A 22,134-nucleotide genomic window follows, 5' to 3' on the forward strand; every position below is an offset into this window, starting at 1 on the left:
GCTCAGCCCAGCAGCGCCGCGGTGAGGTCGCGCAGGATGGCGTAGCCGTTCTGCGTGAGCACCGACTCGGCGTGGAACTGGATCCCGCGGTAGTGAGGCCCGGCCACCAGGTGGATGTCACCGGTGGCCGGGTCCGTCTGCACCGTGACGCCCTCGGGCAGCCCCGACTCCGGCACCCGGCCGACGAACGTGTTGTAGAAGCCGACGGTCTCGGTGCGGTCCAGCACCGGCAGCGCGCTCTGCGTGCCCTGGAAGACGATGTCCTTGTAGTCCAGGTCGAGCCCGATCTCGTGGCACAGCGTCTGGTGGCCCAGGCAGATCGCCAGGAACGGCTGCTCCCGCTCGAGCAGGCGGCGGGTGGCCCGGCGCAGCACCGCGATCTTGGCGTCGTCGCCGTCGCGCGGGTCGCCCGGACCGGGGCCGATCACGACGAGGTCGTGCCCGTCGATCGCCTCCTCGGTCCACTCGTCGTGGCGGACCACGTCGGTGCTCATGCCCATCACGCCGAAGACGTGGGAGAGCATGTTGACGAAGTCGTCCTCGCCGTCGAGCACCACGACCCGCTTGCCCTCGAGCGCGGGCGTCGGCGCCGTGCCCGACTGGTCGCTGAGCCAGAACTGGCTGAGCCGCTGGTTGCGCGAGCCGAGCGCGATGAGCACGTCGTCCTCGCGGGTGAACGCGTCGAAGCCCTCCACGGGCTCGGGAGCGGCCTCGACGAGGCCGAACGCGCTGAGCACGCCCGACGCCTTGGCCCACGTCTCGTTCGTCTCGTAGTCGGCGTCGGAGTCACGCACGAGCGTGGCACCCGCCGTGACCGTGAGGCTCCCCTCGAGGTCGACGTCGGCCGTGCGGATCAGGATGGGGGCGTCGAGGCGGGCCGTGCCGTTCTCGTCGCGGCCCACGAGCGCGGCCACGCTGGCGTAGTAGCCACGGCCCTGCGGCTCGTACTGCTTGATGAGGCGGCAGGCGTTCTCGACCGGGCTGCCCGTGACCGTTGCCGCGAACATCGAGTCGCGCAGGATCTCGCGCGGGTCGCGGTCGGTGCGGCCGGCCAGCAGGTACTCGGTGTGCACGAGGTGGCTCATCGGCTTGAGGTACGGCCCCAGCACGAGGCCGCCCTCGTGGCACAGGTCGCACATCATCTTGAGCTCCTCGTCGACGACCATGAAGAGCTCGTAGATCTCCTTCTCGTCGGAGAGGAACTTGAGCAGCTCGCGCTTGCGGTCGGCGTGGGTCTCCAGGCCGCGCATGCGGAACGTGCCGCTGATCGGGTTCATCCGCAGCTGGCCGTCGTCGAGGCTGACGTGCCGCTCGGGGCTCGCGCCGATCAGGTAGCGGTCGCCGGTGAAGATGCAGAACGTCCAGAAGGCGCCGCGCTCGCGCTCGAGCAGGCGGCGGAAGACGGTGAGCGCCTTCGCGTGGTCCCAGTCGGACACGGTGGCGCGGTAGCGGCGGCCGATGACGAGGTTCGCGCCCTCGCCCTGGCCGATCTCGTCGTCGATGATCCGGCGCACCATCGCGGCGTAGTCCTCGTCGGAGGTCTCGAAGCCGCCGCGGTCGGCGAGGTCGATCGCGCCGTTCGGCAGCACCTCGAGCAGGTCGGCGAGGGCGACGTCGTGGTTCGAGCGCGCCTCGATCACCGACAGGGGCGTGCCGTCCTGGTGGGCCTCGAAGCCGCGCTCGGCGACCTGGGCGAACGGGACGACGACGAGGTGGTCCCACGCGGGGCCGGGGCCCTCGGCGAGCGGGATGTCGGCCAGCCGCTCGATGTCGGTGCGCGGGCCGCCCAGGAGCGTGACGCGGTCGGCCTCGCGCCCGCGGATCAGCGCGAACGCCGGCTGGGCCAGCACGTCGTCGAGGAGCTCTTTCGTCATCGTGGTCTTCTTCCCGCGGTCGGACGAACGACGCCCAGACCGCCATGTGGGGGTCTGGGCGTGGGTACGTCGACAGTCCTCCTCAGCGGAGGGGCCACCAGGTGCTGGTCGTCGACATGCGCACAGCGTAGCGGGCTCGTGACGCGGCGCGGCACTCGGTGATCGAGTGCCGCGGCGAGCGCAGCGAGACGTGGTGTATCGAGATCACGCACATGTGGTCTCGATACACCCCCGCGAGCGGGAGGTGCCCCCACGTCTCGCTCCGCTCGCCGGCACTCGACCACCGGTGGGTCGCCTGGGGCTAGTTGCCGGCGACGGGGACCGGGAGGGTCGTGTAGTCGCCGACGTCGATGAGGCCTCCGGGCTTGAACGTGACGATCTGCAGGCCGACGACGCGGCCGGCCTCGAAGGTCAGCACGGCCACCTGCGCGTCGCGGCGCAGCTTGGTGCCCAGCGCGAACGCGTAGACCGCGCCGCCCGTGGAGCCGATCGACACCTCGGTGGAGGTGCCCTGCGGGCCCTCGGTGCTGGTGGGACCGACCTGGCGGTGCAGGTGCCCGCTGATGGCGAGGTCGACGCAGCCCTCCTGCACGGTGCGCTTCGCCGACGCGGCGCTGTGCGTGACCATGAGCGACACCTCGCCGTCCTCGCATGCCGCCTCGGCCAGCTTCTCGCTCTGCTCGGTGATCGCGGCGATGTTGTCGCCCTCGTTGCCGTTGTAGCCGGCGGTCAGGCCCGAGCTGCGCGGGTCGCTCTCGCCGATCATGCGGATGCCCTCGACGTCGGTGGGCTCGCCGTCGAACACGAGGAAGTCGTTGCGCTCCATCTCGCGCAGGATGTACTTGCCGGTGTCGTGGTTGCCGGCGACGGCGAGGATCGGCAGATCCTCGAAGGTCTGGCGCAGCGACTTGATGCTGAACGCCTCCCACGAGGCGCCGTTGGACGTGTCGTCGCCCATGTCGATGACGAAGGACGCGTCGGCGGCGCGAGCCACCTCCCGGGCGACGGGGTCCATGCCGATGTTGTCGTGGCGGTCGGTGACGACGAGCGCGGTGGTCTGACCCGACTCGGGCGCCCGCACCGGGACGTCCTTGGTCTTCTCGGCGAGCGAGGAGTAGAACGCCAGCGACTCCTCGTAGGTGTCGAGCGCGCCCTGGACGATGGCCTTGCTGGTGGCGGTGGCGGCGCCGCGCGAGATCTCCACGTTGGCGAGCCGCGCCTCGTCGGGCAGCTCGGGGAACTCCTGGCGGATCGGCACCCACGCGACCTCGCGCTCGGTGCTGGGGTCGGGCGCGTAGGCCATGACGGCGCCGAGCACCACGATCGCGAGCACGCCGCCGACGAGGGCGGTGCGCGGCTCGGGCGGCCACTGGTCGCGCAGCTCACGACGGCGGCGCGGGCCGACGGCCACCCAGCCGACGCCCACGACGACCATCGCGATGACGCCCGCGGCCACACCGCGCTGGAGCGCCGCGAGACCCATCTCGGTGATCTCCGACGTCATCGCCGCGATCTCGCCCTCGGGCTGGCTGGCGATCGCGGCGTCCTGCGCGAGCACGCGCTCGAGGTCGGTGTCGGGGCTGTCGCGCAGGACCACCTGGGCGCCGATGCCGAGCAGGGCGTCGGAAGGCATCCGCAGCTCGGGCAGCAGCGGCCCGGCCACGATCGTGACGTGACCGTCGAAGGTGGGTCGCGCGGTGGCGTTGTGGGCGCCGATCGTGACGGTGCGCTCGGTGTCGACGAACGTGGCGGCCGTGACCGGCACCGCCACCGCGAGGCCGACGCCGAGCAGCGCCAGGCCCGCGACGATCCGGTTCACTCGGCCACCCGATCCAGCCACGTGCGGCTCGTGCCGACCGTGACGAGTCGCTGGGTCGCGCGGGTGAGCACGACGTAGAGGGTGCGCCAGCCGGCGGCGGCCTCGGTGACCACGCCGTCGGCGTCGACCAGGACGACGCCGTCGAACTCGAGGCCCTTCGTGTCGAGCGGGTCGAGCACGCGCAGGCGCTCGTCCGGGGGCATCACGGCGCGCAGCCGGTCGAGGCGGCCCGTGGGAGCGACGACGGCGATCGTGCCGTCGACCTGGCCCAGCATCTCGGTGGTCTCGGCGACCGCGCGGTCGAGCAGCGCGTCGGCCGTGACGACCTCGTGGCGCGGGTCGACGCCCGTGCGGCGGACCGCGTCGGCGAGGTCGGGGTGGGCGATCGCGTGACGGGCGACCTGCGCGGCGAACTCGTAGATCTCGGCGGAGTTCCGGTAGTTCGTCGACAGGCGGAAGCGGTGGACAGCGAGCGCGCCGAGGGCCTCGTCGCGGGCGGCCGCGGACTCGGCGGGCACGGGCCACGAGGACTGCGCCTCGTCGCCCACGATCGTCCAGCTGGCGGTGCGGCCGCGGCGGCCGAGCATCCGCCACTGCATGGGCGAGAGGTCCTGTGCCTCGTCGACCAGCACGTGGGCGAAGCCCTCGTCGTCGATGCTTCCGGTGGCCTGGACGCGGTCCTCGCGCTCGCGCTGCTCGAAGCTCATCAGCTGCTTCGGCGACGCCCAGTCGTCCTCGGTGCGCACGGGCGCCTCGCCCAGCAGGTGGCGCAGCTCGTCGATCAGCGGGATGTCCTCGATCGTGGGCTCGTCGGCCCACTCGCGACGCAGCACCTGCTGCTCGAATGAGGTGAACAGGTCGGACGCGACCTCGCCGAGGCGCGACGGGACGGTGCGCCACACGTCGACCGGGTCGAGCTCGGGCCACCACGCGTCGACGAAGTCCTCGAAGGCCTCGTCGCCGTCGAGGTGGTCGCCGAACGCCTCGGGGCCGCGGTCGAGGGCGCGGTCGCCGGTGACCTTGTCCCAGAGCGCCTTCACGAGCTCCTCGCGGGCGGCGGACAGGGTGGTGTTGGGCAGGCCGTTCGACAGGACGCGCTTGCGGATGCGGGAGAGGTCGGAGGCCTCCAGCACGAGCCGGTCGTCGCGGTAGAACAGGTCGAGCCGCTTCGGGGCGCCGGGCTGCGGGGCCTTGGTGATGCGCGCCAGCGCGGTGGCCATCTGGCTCGCGCCGAGCAGCGCCGCGGCCTCGGGCGAGGCGTGCTCGGTGGCGCGGATGCCGTCGACGACCTCGCCGATCGAGCGCAGCGTCACGCTGGTCTCGCCGAGACTGGGCAGCACGCGCTCGATGTAGTTCATGAAGACGCCCGAGGGGCCGACGACGAGCACGCCGCCGGACTCGAACCGGCGCCGGTCGGTGTAGAGCAGGTAGGCCGCACGGTGCAGCGCCACGACCGTCTTGCCGGTGCCGGGGCCGCCGCCGATGATCACGGCGCCGCGCGAGGGCGCGCGGATCGCCTCGTCCTGCTCCTTCTGGATCGTGGCGACGACCGAGTGCATCGAGCTGTCGCGGGCGCGGCTGAGGCTGGCCAGCAGCGCGCCCTCGCCGATGACGACCATGTCGTCGGGGGCGGCGTCGGCGTCGAGCAGCTCGTCCTCGATGCCGATCACGCGGTCGCCACGGCAGCGCAGCACGCGCCGTCGGACGACGCCGGCCGGGTCCTGCGCCGTGGCCTGGTAGAACACCGAGGCCGCCGGGGCACGCCAGTCGACGAGGATGATCTCGCGGTCGGCGTCGCGCACGCCGATGCGGCCGATGTAGCGGGCGTCGCCGCCGTCGAGGTCGAGGCGGCCGAACACGAGGCCGTCGTGGGCCGCGTGCAGGGCGCTCAGGCGGCGCGAGGCCTGGTAGACCATCGCGTCGCGCTCGACCAGGCCGCCTTCGTGGCCGATGTGGCCGCGCGCCATCCCCTCGGCGACGAGCGACCGGGCCACCTTGGTGGACTCCTCCAGGCGCTCGTAGACGGTGTCGACGTACGCCTGCTCGTGCGCGAGCTCGCGTTCATCGGGAGAGGGGTTGCTCATCGACGTCCTTCGGTGCCGTGGGGGAACTCTCCATTCTAGGCACCGCGGACCAGCCGTGTGGACGCATCGCCGCGCCGCGGACGCCCTCACGTTCTCCAATCGAGACGTATCAGCGCGCCGGTGGCGTGCTCATGGGAGCCGTCGGCCACTCGGGACCGACGCAAGCGCCGCGCGGACGCCGACCGCCAAACGGGGGTCGGCCGGCGTCCGCGGGCGCGTCACCGCGTCACCGCACGCGGTGGGTCACCCGGAGCTTCTTGAGGTAGGTGACCTTGGAGCCCTCGAAGCCGCGCACCACGATCGTGCGCTGCGCCGACTTGAGGCCCTTGCCGTAGCGGACCTTGCGGACGACGCGTCCGTGCGAGTCGGCCTTGCCGGTCACCATCTGGTGGCGCAGCGAGATCCGGTAGCGCTGACCCGGGGCCAGGCCCTGGGCGCGGACCGTGAACACCTCGCGGTCGCGGACGACCTTGCGCGACACGGAGGCCTTCGCGACCTCCGTGACCCGGCTCGTCCGCAGGGTCGTCGACCACTCCACGTAGCCCGGCGCCGTCACCGTGACGCGCACGCAGACCTCGCGGCCGGCCATCGCCGACGTCACGCGGTAGGAGCCGGCCCTCGTGACGGGTCGGCAGTCCTTGCCGGCCTGCGCGAGGCCCCACGCCGTCGTGGTCTTCGCATCCTTCGGCAGGGCGCCGCTCATCAGGGGCGCGGTGAGCGTCGTGCCGACCTTCGGGGTCCTCGTGCTGAGGACCGCCCGCATCGCCGGCAGAGTGCCCCGGACCACGGCGTGCTCCACGACGAAGGTCCCCGCGAGGGGCTCGTAGCCCTCGGCGGTGACGCCGGCCTCGATGCACAGGGTCTTCCCGACGAGGTCGGCCGTGGGCGTGAACGAGGCTGACGTCGCACCCGAGATGGCGACACAGTCCTCGTCCGCGGCCACGCCCCACTGCCAGTGCGCAGCGGCCTCCTCCGGAGCCTCCGAGAGGTCGATGGGCAGCGAGATCGGCTCGCCCACGCGCGGGCGATCGCTGCTGGGCTGCGGACTCGGGACGTGCAGCGTGCCCACGCCCACCTCGACCGCGTCCGACGTCGTCACGTCGTCCTCGAACCCGCGCGCGGAGGACGTCACCGTCACGGACAGCTCGTGGCCGCGGTGCGCGCCCTTGGGGGTGAAGACGGCCCGGGTCGCGCCGTCGATCGGCTCGCCGTCCAGGTTCCACTGGTACGCGCGCTCGGCGTCCGCCGGATCGCCACCGGTGACGGTGGCGGTCGCCTCGGCGCCGGCCTCGACCCAGCCCTGGATCGAGACGGCGGGCGACTCCGCGAAGTCACCGGCGCCGACCTCGCCGACCGTGTGCGCAGTCGTGGCGTCGGCGTGGTGCGGCGCGCTCACCGTCACGGTCACGCACAGCGACTTCTCGAACTCGGCGACCTCCGGGGTGAAGGCGGCCTCGTCCGCGCCCGCGATCACGACGCAGTCCTCGCCGTCGACCAGGCCCCACTGCCAGGCGGTGACCTCGGCGCCCTCGGGCGCGTCGGCGAGGTCCACCGCGGCCGTGACGGTCTCGCCGACCCGGGGCGTCTCGACGTCGGTCGTCGGCGTCGGGGCCGTGAAGGCGCCCACCGCGACATCGGACGCCGCGGCGCCCACCTCGAGCGTGTCGTACCCGGTGGCGAGGTACATGAGGCTGACACAGATCGTCCGTCCCGCGTCGGCATTGCTCACGTCGTAGGTGACCGAGCCGTCGAAGTCGTCGCGCGTCACGCACTCCTGCTCGTCGTCCAGGTGACCCCACCGGGTCTGGACGCGTCGAGCGCCCTCGGGGAGCCTCGACTCGTCCGGCACCACCGTCAGCACGTCACCGGACGTGGGCGGCGTGCCCGGGGTCGAGTCCGTGAGGGTCGCACCGGCCGTCATGAGGGCCGGCAGAATCTGCCGCTGCACCACGCCGGAGCGGTCGGCGGGCTCGCCGTCGGTGCCCTTCGCGGTGACGGTCGCGGTCACGAACTCGCCCACATCGGCCAGGGTCGGGGTGAAGGTCGCGGTGGTCGAGCGCACCTCGTCGCTGCCGCCGACCGTCCAGGCGTACGTCCACGAGGCCGGCTCGGGCGAGGTCGACGCTGTCACGCTCAGCTCGTCCCCGGCGCGGCCCGATCCCTCGATCGTGGGGGTGAACGTCTTGAAGGTGGGCTCCAGCTCGAACTGCTGGATGTTGCGCTGGAAGTCGGCCACGTAGACGCGGCCGGTGTCGTCGAGCGAGATCCCGGTGGGCTGCTGGAACTGGCCGGCGGCGGTCCCGCGCGAGCCCCACGCGACGAGGGTCCGACCCTCCGGGTCGAGGACCGCGGCACCGGAGCCATGGAGCTCGGCGACGGCGATCCGGCCCTCCGAGTCGACGGAGACTCCATAGGGGCCCGCCATCGCCCGGCCGGAGACCTGGGTGAAGTCGGCGACGTGCGTGCCGTTCGTGTCGTACTTGCGAATCGCCCCACCATGGAGGTCGGCGACGTAGACGTAGCCGTCACGCGCCGCGATGCCGAAGGCGCTGTTGAGCCGGCCGGGGCCGTCCGTGTTCCCCCAGGAGCCGACCTGCTCGCCCTGGAGCGTCAGCTTGAGGACGCGGCCGGTGTTGACGTCGGTGACGAACAGGTGACCTCCTGATGCGGCGATCTGGAACGGGATCGACGCGTCGACGCGGAAGCTCGAGACCAGGGCCCCCTCCGGGTCGAACGTGCTGATCCGGCCGGCCGCCTCCGTGACGTGGACGTTGCCGGCGGCGTCCACCGTCGCACCGTAGGGCGAGGTGAGGTGGCCCTGTCCGATCGTCCGCAGGAACTCGCCGTCGGCGCTGTAGACCTTCACCACCCCGGTCGAGTAGTCGGCGGCGTAGACACGGCCTTCGGCGTCCTGGGCCAGCGCGTAGAACCAGCCTGTCGCCCCCTCGCCCGATCCGGCTGCGGCGAACGTCCGGACGTACGTGGCCTCGTCTGCGGCCTGTGCGGGGGCGGCGACCGACACGAGACCCGCCAGGGCGATGGCGAGGGCGAGCACGGTGGCGAGCGGGCGTCCGGCGCGGCGCGCGGGAGACGTGGGACGCGTGGGAAGGAGGATCACTTCTGCAACGTATGTCGCACTTCTGCGACCTCGTGGCGGAACGACCGCATGTCATCCCATGTGACTACGCCTGAGGCTCGTGAGTTCTCCCGTTTCCCCTCAGCCACACCCGTCACGGCCCTACGCTGTCGTCGCTGCATGTCCCCACGACGTAAGGAAGAACCGCATGCGCGTGCGCGCCCTCGCCCTCGCCGCGACGACCGGACTGGTCCTCGCCCTGGCCCCCACCGCGGCCCAGGCCGCCCCCAAGCCCACCTACAAGGTCAGCATCTCGATCAACACGACCGCCCCGACCGTCGGCACCACCGTCAAGGTCACGGGCAAGGTCGCGGGCCCGAAGGCCGCGAAGAAGAAGCTGCTCGTCCAGCGCAAGGTCGGCTCGGGCGCCTGGAAGACCGTCGCCAAGGTCCGCACCAGCAAGAAGCGCACGTACTCGGCCCGTGTCCGGGTGCTGACCGCCGGACAGCAGTACGTGCGCGTCGTCGCACCCAAGTCCACGAAGGCCAAGGCCGGCTCCAGCTCGCGCCGCGGCTTCGTCGGCTACCGCTGGCTCGACCTGACCACGCAGCCCAGCGAGACGTCGGGCACCGTCGTGAACGGTCCCGTCACGATCGCCGGCAAGACGTACCCGAAGGCGCTCACGTTCTCGTACTCGGGGATCTACTTCAACACCGCTGGCAAGTGCACCACGCTGCGCGGCTCCGTCGGCGCCCCCGACGCGGAGAACGGCGAGCTGCTCGTGATCTCGATCCCGACCAGCGACACCGACGAGGCCCAGGAGTTCCGCACGGCCGCGGTGGCCGGTGCCGCGCCGAAGGCCGCGAGCTACGACGTCACGAAGCGCCCGATGATCGCGTTCGGCCACGGTGACGCCGACGGCCGCGTCTCGTTCGTCGCGCCCCAGGTCCGCTGCTCGGTGAACGCACTGGCCGCGGTGCCGGAGGATTCGCCCATGGCTCCCTGAGCCACCCACGACGAACGCCCCCTCCTCGATGGGAGGGGGCGTTCGTCGTTCCGGGTCAGCGCTTGCGGGACAGGAACGCGAGCATCGCCTCACGCGCCTCGTCGCTCCCGAACAGGCGCGCCGACTGCTCGGCCAGCTGGTCGCCGAGGCGGTCGATCCGCTCGACGAGGTCGTGGTTGAGCAGCGCCTTCGTCTCGCGGAAGCCCTGCGGGTAGCCCTGGCCGAGGTCGTCCAGGACCGCCTGCAGACCGGCGTCGAGTGCGTCGTCCTCGACGACCCGCGTGACGAGGCCGATCTCGGCCGCCTCGGCGGCGTCGAACGTGCGGCCGGTGAGGAAGAGGTCGGAGGCGGCCCGCGGGCTCAGCCGCGGCAGCAGCGACAGGCTGATCACCGCGGGTGCGAGCGCGAGTCGGACCTCGGTCAGCGCGAACGTCACCGACCGCGTGGCCAGCACGATGTCGGCCGCCCCGACGAGTCCGAGGCCGCCCGCGCGTACCGGGCCGCCCAGCACGACGACCACGGGCTTGGCGCTCGTGGCGATGCGGCGCTGGAGGCCGATGAGGGTGCTCGCACCCTCCTGCATCGAGCCCTCGGCGGCCTCGGTCAGGTCGGCGCCGGAGCAGAAGACGCGGTGCGCCGAGCGCAGCACGATCACCTTCGCCTCGGCGTCGGACTCCGCGCTGTCGAGGTGTGCTCCCAGTTCGGTGACCAGCTGGCGGCTCAGGGCGTTGCGGTTGTGCTCGCTGTCGAGCGTGATCGTCGCGACGCCGTCCGCGACGTCGAGGTGGACGAGTTCGGTCATGGTGCTCCGTTCGTGGAGGTGGGCCGTGGTTTCGATACGCCGCTCGCTGCGCTCGCGAGCTACTCAACTACCGGTGATCGAGTGGCGGCGAGCGCAGCGAGACGCTGTATCGAGATCACGTTGCCGCGGTCAGTAGGACTTCGGCAGGCCCAGCGAGAACTGGGCGACGAAGTTGAGGGCCATCTGCTTGCTCACCGGCGCGATGTTCGACAGACGCGAGGACGCGAGCGCCTGGACGAGACCGTACTCGTTGGCCAGGCCGTTGCCGCCGTGCGTCTGGATCGCCGTGTCGACCGCCTTGGCCGCGGCATCGCCCGCGGCGACCTTGGCCATGTTGGCGGCCTCGCCGGCGCCCATCAGGTCGCCCGCGGCGTACAGCGCGGCGGCCTTCTGGGTGAGGAGGCGGGTCATCTCGATGTCGATGTGCAGCTGCGCGAGCGGGTGCGCGATCGCCTGGTGCGCGCCGATCGGCCGGCCCCACACGTCGCGGTCCTTGGCGTAGGCGACGGCCTTGTTGAGCGCCCAACGTGCCGTGCCCGTGCCCATCGACGCGGCCATGATCCGCTCGGGGTTCAGGCCCGCGAACAGCTGCTCGAGGCCGGCGTCCTCGCTGCCGACGAGGGCGTCCGCGGGCAGCCGGATGTCGTCGAAGAACAGCGTGAACTGCTTCTCGGGGCTGGTCAGGCCCATGTCGATCTCCTGGGCGTTGAAGCCCTCGGAGTCGGTCGGGACCATGAACAGTGCCGGCTTCAGCTTGCCGCTCTTGGCGTCGGCCGTGCGGCCGACCACCAGCACGTGGCTGGCCTCGTCGACGCCCGAGATGTAGGTCTTGCCGCCCTTGAGGACCCAGCCGCCGTCCTCGGTCTTCGTCGCCGTGGTGACGAGGTTGTGGGAGTTCGACCCGGCGTCGGGCTCGGTGATGCTGAAGGCGTAGGTCTCGGTGCCGTCCGCCAGGCCCGGCAGCCAGCGCTGCTTCTGCTCCTGTGTGCCGTACTGGGCGATCACGGTGCCGACGATGGCCGGTGAGACCACCATGAGCAGCAGCGGGCAGCCGGCGATCGCCAGCTCCTCGCACACCGCGGCGAGGTCGCCGATGTCGCCACCGCCGCCGCCGAACTCCTCGGGGATCGAGACGCCGAGGTAGCCGAGCTTGCCCGCCTCCGACCACAGCTCGGTGGTCTTGCGGCCCTCCTTCGCGGCCTCGTAGAAGTAGTGCTCGCCGTACTTGGCGCCCAGGGCCGCGACGGCCTTGCGCAGCTCGCGGCGCTCCTCGGACTCGGTGAAGTTGCTCATGCCGTTTCCTCCTCGATGACGGCGAGGACCGCTCCGGCCTCGACCTGCTGACCGACGCTCACGGCCAGGCCGCTGACGACGCCGTCGGAGGGCGCCGAGATGGTGTGCTGCATCTTCATCGCCTCGAGGACGACCACGGGGTCGCCCTTCGCGACGCGATCGCCGTCGGCGACCTTGACCGCGGTGACCGCCGCCGGCATCGGCGCCAGCAGCGAGCCCTCGGCCACGACGTCGGCCGGGTCGACGAAGCGCGGGACCGGCGTGAGGCTGGTCGAGCCCGTCGGGCCGTCGACGTCCACGTGGCCCTCGGCCACCACCACGACGTAGCGGCGGGTCACGCCGTCGACCTCGAGCAGGACCTCGGCGCTCGCGTGACCGGTCTCGATCGAGACCACGGTCACGCCGTCGACCGCGAGTCGTCCCTGCCGGCTGCTGTAGGCGACGACCGGGTGGCCCTCGTACTCGCGCGTGAGCGGCTGGCTCGGCACGTTGCGGAAGCCGGCCGGGATGCGGCTGAGCACGCGTGCCGAGGTCGCCGTGAGGCTCGCCTCGGCCAGCGCGGCCGCGACGGGCACCAGCGGGTCGACGGCCTCGTCGCCGAACCACTCGTCGGCGTTCTCCTCCAGCATCGAGGTCCACAGGTCGGCCTCGCGCACCTGCTTCGCCTCGAGGATCTGGCGCAGCGCCGTCGCGTTCGTGGTGACGCCGTGCACGCGCGAGCGGCGCAGCGCGTCGACGAGGGTGCGCAGCGCCGTGCCGCGGTCGGGACCGTGCGCGATGACCTTCGCGATCATCGCGTCGTAGTGGATGCCCACGACGCTGCCGACCTCGACGGCCGAGTCCACGCGGACCGAGTCGGGGAACTCGAACGCACGGATCGTGCCGGTCTGCGGCGACCAGTCGTCGGCCGGGTCCTCGGCGTAGAGGCGGACCTCGATCGCGTGGCCCTGCGGCGCGGCGACCTCACCGGTCAGCGGCTGACCCTCGGCGATCGCGATCTGCGCGGCGACGAGGTCGATGCCGTGCACCTCCTCGGTGACGGGGTGCTCCACCTGGAGGCGGGTGTTCATCTCGAGGAAGAACACGCGGTCGCCGTCGACGAGGAACTCCACCGTGCCGGCGCCGCGGTAGGCCACGGCCTCGGCGGCGTGACGGGCGGCGGTGTGCAGGGTCGTGCGTGCCGTCTCCGAGAGGTTCGGCGCGGGCGCCTCCTCCACGACCTTCTGGTGGCGGCGCTGGATCGAGCAGTCGCGGTCGCCGACGGCCCAGACGGTGCCGTGCGTGTCGGCCAGGATCTGGACCTCCACGTGGCGGGCGCGCGGCAGGTACGGCTCGACGAAGACGGTGCCGTCGCCGAAGGCGGACGCGGCCTCGGCCCTGGCCTTGTCGAGCTCGCCGGGGAGGTCCTCGAGCCGCTCGACGACACGCATGCCGCGGCCGCCGCCACCGGCGCTGGCCTTCACCAGCAGCGGCAGGTCGGACTCGCTGACGGCGTCGACGTCGACCGAGAGGATCGGCACGTCCGCGGCCGCCATGATCTCCTTCGCGCGGATCTTGCTGCCCATTTGGTCGATGGACTCCGGGCTCGGGCCGATCCAGGTCAGCCCCGCGGCCTCGACGTCACGGGCGAAGTCGGCGTTCTCCGACAGGAAGCCGTAGCCGGGGTGGATCGCGTCGGCGCCGCTGCGGCGCGCGGCCTCGATGATGAGCTCGCCGCGCAGGTACGTGTCCGACGGCGCGCTGCCCGGCAGCCGGACCGCGACGTCGGCCTCGGCCACGAACGGCAGGCCGGCGTCGGCGTCCGAGAAGACGGCCACGGTCTCGATCCCGAGCTCACGACACGTGCGGAACACGCGCCGCGCGATCTCGCCACGGTTGGCGACCAGGACCTTGCGAATCGTGCTCATGCGTGGACTCCAGTTCGGTGATCGAGTGCCGCGGCGAGCGCAGCGAGACGAGGTGTATCGAGATCATGCAGTGGTCTCGATACACGCCGCTCGTTCCTCGCGGCGCACTCGACCACCGGCGTCGGGTTCGCGTTCACAGGCGGAACACCCCGTAGCCCCGGGCGCCCTCGACGGGCGCGTTGGCGATCGCGGACAGGCAGATGCCGAGGATCGTGCGCGTGTCGCGCGGGTCGATGACGCCGTCGTCGTAGCCCAGGCCGCTCGTGAAGTACGCGAGCGACTGCTCCTCGATCTGCGCCTCGACGAGGTCCTTGATGCCCTGGAACCCCTCGGCGTCGAACACCTGGCCCTTTGACTCGGCCGACTGCCGCGCGACGATCTCCATCACGCCGGCCAGCTGCGCCGGGCCCATCACGGCCGACTTCGCGCCGGTCCAGCTGAACATGAACCGCGGGTCGTACGCGCGTCCGCTCATGCCGTAGTGACCCGCGCCGTACGACGCGCCCATGACGATCGAGACGTGGGGGACCTTGCTGTTCGAGACGGCGTTGATCATCTGCGCGCCGTGCTTGATGATGCCGCCCTGCTCGTACTCCGCGCCGACCATGTAGCCGGTCGTGTTGTGCAGGAACAGCAGCGGCGTGTCGGTCTGGTTGGCCAGCTGGATGAACTGCGCGGCCTTCTGCGCCTCCTGGCTGAACAGCACGCCCTGCGCGTTGGCGAGGATGCCGATCGGGTAGCCGTGCAGCTGCGCGAAGCCGGTGACCAGGCTCTGGCCGTAGAGCGGCTTGAACTCGTCGAACTCGCTGCCGTCGACGAGGCGCGCGATGACCTCCCGCGGGTCGAACGGCACCTTCAGGTCAGTGGGCACGATGCCCAGCAGCTCCTCGGGGTCGAGCACGGGCTCGGCGTAGACCGAGGCCGGCACGGGGCCCGCCTTGCGCCAGTTGATGCGGCGGATGATCTGGCGGCCGAGGCGGATCGCGTCGCGCTCGTCCACGGCGAGGTAGTCGGCCAGGCCGGACTGCTTCGCGTGCATCTGCGCGCCGCCGAGCGACTCGTCGTCGGACTCCTCGCCGGTGGCCATCTTCACCAGCGGCGGGCCGCCGAGGAACACCTTCGCGCCACCGTCGACCATGACGACGTAGTCGCTCATGCCGGGCACGTAGGCGCCGCCGGCGGTGGAGTTGCCGAACACGAGGGCCACCGTGGGGCGGCGGTCCTCGCTGGCGTTCGTGATGTTGCGGAAGCTGGCGCCGCCGGGGATGAAGATGTCCTTCTGCGTGGGAAGGTCGGCGCCGCCGGACTCGACGAGGTTGATCGTCGGCAGCCGGTTCTCGGCGGCGATCTGCGCGGCGCGGAAGCCCTTCTTGACCGTGACCGGGTTCGACGAGCCGCCCTTCACGGTGGGGTCGTTCGCGATGATCATGCACTCGACGCCCTCGACGACGCCGATGCCCGTGATGATCGAGCCGCCGACGGCGAAGTCGGTGCCCCAGCCGGCCAGCGCGCCGAGCTCGAGGAACGGCGAGTCCTGGTCGACGAGCAGCTCGATGCGCTCCCGGGCGGTGAGCTTGCCGCGCTGATGGTGGCGCGCGACGTACTTCTCGCCGCCGCCGGCCAGCGCCTTCGCGTGCTGCTCGCCGAGGTCGGCCACGCGCTCGAGCGCCGCCTCCCGGTTCTCCCGGTACGCGGCCGTCGTCGGGTCGACGGCGGTCCTGACTGAGCTCATGGAGCGTCCTTCCACTGGAGGTCGACGGGGATGTCGAGGTGGTCGATGAAGGCGGTCGCATCGGCGTCGATGCGGTCGCGGTCGGCGCGGGTCAGGGCCCGCACGGGGGTGACCTCGAACAGGCCGTTGCCGTCCTTGCGCTTCGGCTTGAGGCTGCGCCAGGTCGCGGCGACCACGCCGTCGAGCAGGACGAGGTTGCCGCCCCACACGTCGATCGTGCCGCCGCCCGCGATCGGGACCTCGTAGTGCGAGCGGTCCTGGTAGGCGATGACGAGCTCGTCGAAGAGGCTGAGGATGAACGCCGTGCCGTCGGAGGTCGCGGGGGCGACCTCGTCGACCTCGACCTGCTCGAACGCGCGCTTCGCGTCGGTGAGGGTGAGGCCGGCCCACCACGCGAAGTCGCGGGCGGTGGCCGGGGCGTGGCCGGCGAGGTACATCGTCGCGAGGCGGACCAGCGCCTCCTCGCGGTCGAGCTCGACCGTCGGGATGCGCGAGGCGAACGGGACGAAGGTGTCCCAGCTGCCGCGGCGCGGGCCGGTGGTGACCACCTTGTCGAGCTCGGCGCTGACGGTGATGTGACCGAGGGCCTGGCCCCTCAGCTCGACGCCGCGCTCGGCGAGGGCCGTGCCGATCTCCTTGCGGGTCAGCGGCGACTCGGCGGACTCGACGATCTCGCCGACGAGGCCGACCAGCCGGTCGCGGTCGTCGAGCACGCCCGTGGCGCGCATCTGCGGACGCGACTGCGCGCGGATGCGGTCGGCGGTGAGGTCGAGCATCCAGCCGAGGTCCTCGATCCGGACGACGTGCCAGGTCGGGCGCAGCACGTGGTGACGGACGAGGCGGCCCTCGGCGATCTCGGCCGCGATCGCGTCACGCGCGGGGCGGTCGTGCGTGCGGCGGGCGAGCGTCCACAGCGAGTCCTCGAACTCCTGGAACTGCACCGCGCCGAGCGTGCCGACGCACGACACGAGGTCGGGGAACGGCTCCCCGACCAGTCGCTGCCGCGCCATCCGCTCCCCGCGGACCTCCGCCGGGCTCACGAGCCGAACCTCGTGGTCTCGATACTCCCCCGCAAGCGGGAGGTGCCCCCACGTCTCGCTGCGCTCGCCGGCACTCGACCACCGGCCCTGGCGATCGAGTAGCTCACGAGCGAAGCGAGGGGCGTATCGAGATCACGCTGGACGGACACGTCAGTACCCCAGCAGCTTCGCGGCGAGGTCCTTCATGACCTCGGTGGCACCGCCGCCGATGCCCAGGATGCGCGCGTCGCGGTAGTGGCGGTCGATCTCGGACTCGCGCATGTAGCCCATGCCGCCGAAGATCTGCACGGCCTCGTGCACGACGAACTCGACGCACGCGACGGCCTCGTTCTTCGCCACGACGGCGTCGAGGATGAGGCTCGGGTCGGACTTCGAGGTGTCGATCGCGCGCTCGACGACGCCTCGGGTCAGGGCGCGGGCGGCCGCGGTGCGCGAGTGCATCTCGACCAGCTTGTGCCGGATCACCTGCCGCGCGATGAGCGGCTTGCCGAACGTCTCGCGCTCCTTCGCGTAGGCGACGGCGAGGTCGAGGGCGCGCTGCGCGGTGGCGTACGCCTGCGTGGCGAGGTTGATCCGCTCGCCGACGAACTGCTGCGCGATGTAGTAGAAGCCGGCGTTCTCGTCGCCGACGAGGTTCTCCGCCGGCACGCGGACGTCCTCGAACGAGAGCTCGGCCGTGTCGGAGCAGTGCCAGCCCATCTTGCGCAGGCTGCGGCCGACGGTGAACCCGGGCGTGCCCTTCTCGATGACCAGCAGGCTGATGCCGCCGTGGCCCTCGCCGCCGGTGCGGACCGCGGTGGTGACGAAGTCCGCGCGGACGCCGCTCGTGATGAACGTCTTGGCGCCGTTCACGACGTAGTGGTCGCCGTCGCGCACGGCCTTCGTGCGGATGCCCGCGACGTCGGAGCCGCCGCCGGGCTCGGTGACGCCGAGCGAGCCGATCAGCTCGCCGGCGAGCGTGGGCCTGACGTACCGGTCGATGAGGTCGGTGTTGAGCGAGTCGATGATGTGCGGCGTCGCGATCGAGTGCGTGAAGAGGCTGGCCTGCAGGCCGGTGGAGCCACCCGCGGACATGATCGCCTCGGTTGCGATGCAGGAGTCGATCATGTCGCCGCCGTCGCCGCCGACCTCCTCGGGGAAGCCGATCGCGAGGAAGCCCGCCTTCGCGGTGGTGCGGTGGAGGTCGCGCGGGAGCTCGCCGTCGTCCTCCCACTGCGCGAGGTGCGGCACGATCTCGGCGCGCGTGAAGTCCTCGACGGCGGTGCGGAGCGCGTCGCGCTCGGGGGTGTTCCAGGCGTTCATGCGAGCAGCTCCTCGGGGATGGACACGACGCGGGCGCGCAGCCACTCGCCGAGCGCCTTGGCCTGCGGGTCGAAGCGGGTCGACGAGGCGACGCCCTCGCCGAGCAAGCCGTGCAGGATGACATTGAGGCCGGCCAGGTTCGGCAGCGGGTGGACCTCGATCTTCAGCTCGGCGGCCTCGGGGAGGAGCTCGCGGAGGCGGTCCTCGGTGAGGAAGCCCGCGAGCCAGGCGTAGGCCTCGTCGCGGCGCGGGTGCGCCGACGGGATCCACACGCCGACGTTCGCGTTGCCGCCCTTGTCGCCCGACCGGGCGTGCACGAGGCGGCCGAGTGGCGCATTCCTGCCCGCGAGTGGCGCGGAATCGCCCGCCACTCGGCGAGTGGCGGGCGATTCTGCGCCACTCGCGGAGAGGAGGTCGGATGGGTCGGAGGTCACGGAGGGCGGGGCGACGTCGGTGCGGGAGCCGTCGGCGTGGACGACGACGTGCGGGACCTCGGCCTGGGGCACGTAGGCGGCGCGGTAGATGCCGTAGGGCGCGCCGCGGCCGGGAGGTGCGGTCATCGTGAAGCCGGGGTACGAGGCCAGCGCGACCTCGACCGCGGCACCGCTGAACGCCCGGCCGACCTTGTCCTGGTCGGCGTCCTTCACGTGGCAGCGCAGCATCGCGGCGGCCTCGGGCTGGGACGCGGGGTCGGTCTTGTCGGTGCGGGCGAGGTCCCAGACGACCTCGGTCGGCGGGTCGGTGAGGGCGGCCTCGATCTGCGCCTTGACCCACGCCGCCTTGTCCTCGATGTCGAGGCCGGTCAGCACGAACTCGACGCTGTTGCGGAAGCCGCCGAACGCGTTGAGGCAGACCTTCGTGGTCGCCGGGGGCGCGCCGCCCCGGACGCCCGAGATCCGCACCCTGTCGTCGCCGTCGGGGGCGAGCTCGATGCTGGTCAGGTCGACGACGACGTCGGGGTTGAGGTAGCGCTGGTCCTGGATCTCGTAGACGAGCTGCGCCGTGACGGTGTCGACCGTGACCGCTCCCCCGGTGTTCGCGTGCTTCGTGATGACCACGCCGCCGTCCTCGCCGATCTCGGCGATCGGGAAGCCGAGCGGCCGACTGGTGTCGATGTCGCGGAAGCCGCTGAAGTTGCCGCCCGTGGCCTGTGCGCCGCACTCGATGACGTGCCCGGCGACGACGGCGCCGGCGAGGCGATCGAAGTCCTCTCGGCCCCAGCCGAGCTCCGCGATCGCGGGCCCGACCACGACGGAGGCGTCAGTGACGCGGCCGGTGACGACGATGTCGGCGCCGGCCTTCAGGGCCTCGGCAATGCCGAACGCCCCCAGGTAGGCGTTGGCGGTGAGCGCGTCGCCGAACCCGAGCTCGGCCGAGCGCGCGAGCAGGTCGTCGCCCTCGACGTGCGCCACGGCGACCTCGATGCCCTGCTCGGCGGCGACCTCGCGGATCGCGGCGGCGAGGCCGGCGGGGTTGAGGCCGCCCGCGTTCGCCACGATCCGCACGCCCCGCTCCTTCGCGAGCGCGAGGTTCTCGGCGAGCTGCTTGAGGAAGGTCTTCGCGTAGCCGAGGTCGACGCTCTTCATCCGGTCGCGGCCGAGGATCAGCATCGTCAGCTCGGCGAGGTAGTCGCCGGTCAGGTAGTCGAGCTCGCCGCCCTCGAGCATCTCGCGCATCGCCGAGAAGCGATCGCCGTAGAAGCCCGAGCAGTTGCCGACACGAAGGGTGCGCACCCCCACAGTGTCGTGCCTCACATAGAAACAGTCAAGTCTGATTGTAAGTGTCTTTGTCAGCGGACCAGCCGATGCATACACTTGGGTATACGTATCTCGAAAGGTGCCCCATGACCGTCCTCCTCTCCTACACCCCGACCCCGCAGGGTGAGGCCGCCGTTCCCGTGGCGATCCGCCAGGCAGAGCTGCGACAGGTGCCGCTCGTCGTGCTGAACGTCGTGCGCGGTGGCGCGCTCGTCGAGTCGACGGCCACCCCCTCGGAGGACCTCGAGAAGATCGTCGCCCGCGCCCGCGAGGCCGGCGTCGACGCGAAGGCCGCGCAGGTCCAGGAGGACGACGTCGTCACCGGCGTGCTCCAGTCGGTCGGCACCCACGACGCCGAGCTCCTCGTCCTCGGCCTCCGCCGCCGCTCCCCCGTCGGCAAGCTCCTCATGGGCAGCATCGCCCAGCGCCTCCTGCTCGAGGCGCCCTGCGAGGTCCTCACCGTCAAGCCCTCCGCCTGACCAGCCTCGCGACTTCACGAGGTTTCCTGTCACTTCACGTGGGTTGCGAACCTCGTGAAGTGACGGTTTCCCCGGTTAACCGGGGAAACTGTCACCGCCCTAGGCTCGCGCCATGGTGACGACCGCCGCGGTAGCGGCCTGCGTGGTCCTGGCGGCGCTCGCGGTGTTCCAGGTGGCCCTGGCTCTCGGTGCGCCGATCGGCCGGTTCGCGTGGAGTGGTCAGCACGACGTGCTGCCGACGCGCCTGCGGATCGGCAGCGCCGTGTCCGTCGTGCTCTACGCCGCGATCGGGGCGATCCTGCTGGCGCGCGCGGGCGTGATCGGCCTCGGCCTGTCCGACCGCACGGTCGAGATCGCCGCGTGGGTCGTCACGGCCTACTTCGCGCTCGGCATCCTCATGAACGCGATCTCGCGCAGCCGGCCGGAGCGCCTCGTGATGACGCCGACCTGCCTCGTCCTCGCCGCGCTCTCGGCCGTGGTCGCCGCCTCCTGACTCAGCGCGCGATGCCGACGTACTGGTACTCGAGGTACTCGTCGATGCCCTCGCGGCCACCCTCGCGGCCGAGGCCCGAGTGCTTCACGCCGCCGAACGGCGCGGCCGGGTCGGACACGACGCCGGCGTTCACGCCGAGCATGCCGAACTGGAGCTGCGGCGCGACGCGCATGACGCGGTCGAGGTCGGGCGTGTAGACGTAGCCCACGAGGCCGTACTCGGTGGAGTTCGCCAGCGCGACGGCCTCGTCCTCGTCGGAGAACACCTGCACCGGCGCGACCGGGCCGAAGATCTCCTCGGTGACGACCCGCGCCTCGGCGGAGACGCCCGCCAGCACCGTGGCCGGGTAGAAGTGGCCGGGACCGTCGGGCAGGTCGCCGCCCACCACGACCCGCGCGCCGCGCTCGACGGCGTCGGTCACGAGGCCGTGCACGCGCACGCGGCTGCGGTCGTCGATCAGCGGGCCGAGGTCGGTGGACGGCTCGTCGCCGGCGCCCACCCTCAACGCGCCCATGCGCGCGGCGAACCTCTCGACGAACTCGTCGTGCACGTCACGGTGGACGAGGAAGCGGTTGGCGGCCGTGCAGGCCTCGCCGATGTTGCGGGTCTTGGCCGCGATCGCGCCCTCGACGGCCGCATCCAGGTCGGCGTCCTCGAAGACGATGAACGGCGCGCTGCCGCCAAGCTCCATCGAGCAGCGCAGCACGCCCTCCGCGGCCTGCGCCAGCAGCGCCTTGCCCACCGGCGTGGAGCCCGTGAACGAGAGCTTGCGCAGGCGCAGGTCGGACAGCAGCGGGCCCGTCGTGGCGGCGGGATCGGTGGTGGTCAGCACGTTGATGACGCCGGCCGGCACACCGACCTCCTCGAAGACCTTCGCCACGGCGAGGGTCGTGAGCGGCGTCAGCTCGGCGGGCTTCACGATCGTGGTGCAGCCGGCCGCGAGCGCGGGACCGAGCTTGCGCGTGGCCATCGCCAGCGGGAAGTTCCAGGGCGTGATGAGCAGCGACGGGCCCACGGCGCGGCGGTCGACCATCATCTGCAGCTTGCCCGACGGCAGCGTGCCGTAGCGGCCGTCGATGCGCACGGCCTCCTCGGAGAACCAGCGCAGGAACTCGGCGCCGTACGCGACCTCGCCGCGCGCCTCCGCGAGCGACTTGCCCATCTCGGCCGTGATCAGCCGGGCGAAGTCGTCGGCGTGCGCGGTGATGAGGTCGAACGCGCCACGCAGGATGTCGGCGCGCTCGCGCGGGGTGGTGGCGCCCCACGCGGCCTGGGCGGCATCGGCGGCGGCGAGGGCGGCCTGGCCGTCGGCGGCGGTGCCCTCGGCGACCTCGGTGATGACCTTGCCCGTGGCGGGGTCCTCGACCGCGAACGTGGCGCCGCCGGACGCGGGGGTCCAGCTGCCGTCGAGGTAGAGGTCGGCCGTGCGGCCGGCGAGCAGGGAGTCGATGAACTCGGCGACGCTCACGG

General features: G+C 71.9%; 15 protein-coding genes. 3 read left to right on the top strand and 12 right to left on the bottom strand.

Features of this window, described 5'->3' with window-relative positions:
- Nucleotides 1-2: 2 nt before the first annotated feature.
- The 4 genes from ACK99Q_RS03125 to ACK99Q_RS03140 all read right to left on the bottom strand — a co-directional run bounded on the left by ACK99Q_RS03125 (nt 3) and on the right by ACK99Q_RS03140 (nt 8,895).
- On the bottom strand, nt 3-1,874 hold the full coding sequence (locus ACK99Q_RS03125; protein ID WP_410184780.1) for an anthranilate synthase family protein: 1,872 nt from the start codon (nt 1,872-1,874) through the stop codon (nt 3-5).
- Between the two features lie 301 nt (nt 1,875-2,175).
- Nucleotides 2,176-3,693: a metallophosphoesterase family protein gene (locus ACK99Q_RS03130; protein WP_410184781.1), complete on the bottom strand. Its 1,518-nt coding sequence runs from the start codon at nt 3,691-3,693 to the stop codon at nt 2,176-2,178.
- Nucleotides 3,690-5,777 carry a HelD family protein gene (locus ACK99Q_RS03135; RefSeq protein WP_410184782.1) on the bottom strand — a complete coding sequence of 696 codons (2,088 nt, stop codon included), beginning with the start codon at nt 5,775-5,777 and terminating at the stop codon, nt 3,690-3,692. The genes ACK99Q_RS03130 and ACK99Q_RS03135 overlap by 4 nt, the downstream gene beginning before the upstream one ends.
- Nucleotides 5,778-6,003: 226 nt before the next feature.
- Nucleotides 6,004-8,895: a hypothetical protein gene (locus tag ACK99Q_RS03140; RefSeq protein WP_410184783.1), complete on the bottom strand. Its 2,892-nt coding sequence runs from the start codon at nt 8,893-8,895 to the stop codon at nt 6,004-6,006.
- Nucleotides 8,896-9,061: 166 nt separating this feature from the next.
- On the opposite strand from ACK99Q_RS03140, the gene ACK99Q_RS03145 reads away from it, so the two are divergent.
- A complete protein-coding gene (locus tag ACK99Q_RS03145; RefSeq protein WP_410184784.1) occupies nt 9,062-9,859 on the top strand; it encodes a hypothetical protein in 798 nt (265 codons plus the stop codon).
- A gap of 55 nt (nt 9,860-9,914) precedes the next feature.
- Here ACK99Q_RS03145 and ACK99Q_RS03150 read toward each other — a convergent pair whose 3' ends face one another.
- The 7 genes from ACK99Q_RS03150 to ACK99Q_RS03180 form a co-directional block, all read right to left on the bottom strand.
- Nucleotides 9,915-10,661, bottom strand: a complete 747-nt coding sequence (locus ACK99Q_RS03150; RefSeq protein WP_410184785.1) for an enoyl-CoA hydratase-related protein — start codon at nt 10,659-10,661, stop codon at nt 9,915-9,917.
- 129 nt (nt 10,662-10,790) lie between these two features.
- On the bottom strand, nt 10,791-11,954 hold the full coding sequence (locus ACK99Q_RS03155) for an acyl-CoA dehydrogenase family protein (protein ID WP_410184786.1): 1,164 nt from the start codon (nt 11,952-11,954) through the stop codon (nt 10,791-10,793).
- A complete protein-coding gene (locus tag ACK99Q_RS03160; RefSeq protein ID WP_410184787.1) occupies nt 11,951-13,861 on the bottom strand; it encodes a biotin carboxylase N-terminal domain-containing protein in 1,911 nt (636 codons plus the stop codon). The genes ACK99Q_RS03155 and ACK99Q_RS03160 overlap by 4 nt, the downstream gene beginning before the upstream one ends.
- A 133-nt stretch (nt 13,862-13,994) precedes the next feature.
- Entirely contained in the window at nt 13,995-15,593 is a 1,599-nt protein-coding gene (locus ACK99Q_RS03165; RefSeq protein ID WP_410184788.1) for an acyl-CoA carboxylase subunit beta, read from the bottom strand.
- Nucleotides 15,590-16,633 (bottom strand): winged helix DNA-binding domain-containing protein, encoded by a 1,044-nt coding sequence (locus tag ACK99Q_RS03170; protein WP_410184789.1) that lies wholly within the window; start codon nt 16,631-16,633, stop codon nt 15,590-15,592. Before ACK99Q_RS03170 ends, ACK99Q_RS03165 begins: the two co-directional genes overlap by 4 nt.
- Nucleotides 16,634-16,783: 150 nt before the next feature.
- Nucleotides 16,784-17,935, bottom strand: a complete 1,152-nt coding sequence (locus ACK99Q_RS03175; protein ID WP_410184790.1) for an acyl-CoA dehydrogenase family protein — start codon at nt 17,933-17,935, stop codon at nt 16,784-16,786.
- Nucleotides 17,932-19,668: an acyclic terpene utilization AtuA family protein gene (locus ACK99Q_RS03180; protein WP_410184791.1), complete on the bottom strand. Its 1,737-nt coding sequence runs from the start codon at nt 19,666-19,668 to the stop codon at nt 17,932-17,934. The genes ACK99Q_RS03175 and ACK99Q_RS03180 overlap by 4 nt, the downstream gene beginning before the upstream one ends.
- Before the next feature lie 110 nt (nt 19,669-19,778).
- Here ACK99Q_RS03180 and ACK99Q_RS03185 point away from each other — a divergent pair, with 110 nt between their 5' ends.
- Together ACK99Q_RS03185 and ACK99Q_RS03190 are read left to right on the top strand one after the other, a co-directional pair.
- Nucleotides 19,779-20,171: a universal stress protein gene (locus ACK99Q_RS03185; protein ID WP_410184792.1), complete on the top strand. Its 393-nt coding sequence runs from the start codon at nt 19,779-19,781 to the stop codon at nt 20,169-20,171.
- Between the two features lie 112 nt (nt 20,172-20,283).
- Nucleotides 20,284-20,664, top strand: coding sequence for a hypothetical protein (locus ACK99Q_RS03190; RefSeq protein WP_410184793.1), 381 nt, complete (start codon nt 20,284-20,286; stop codon nt 20,662-20,664).
- Between the two features lies 1 nt (nt 20,665).
- On the opposite strand, the gene ACK99Q_RS03195 is transcribed toward ACK99Q_RS03190, so the two are convergent.
- Complete coding sequence (locus ACK99Q_RS03195) at nt 20,666-22,132, bottom strand: NAD-dependent succinate-semialdehyde dehydrogenase (RefSeq protein WP_410184794.1); 1,467 nt, start codon at nt 22,130-22,132, stop codon at nt 20,666-20,668.
- Between the last annotated feature and the right edge of the window lie 2 nt (nt 22,133-22,134).

The sequence above is a fragment of the Aeromicrobium sp. MLTX1 genome (genome assembly GCF_046452335.1).
In the GTDB taxonomy this organism is placed as follows: Bacteria; Actinomycetota; Actinomycetes; order Propionibacteriales; family Nocardioidaceae; genus Aeromicrobium.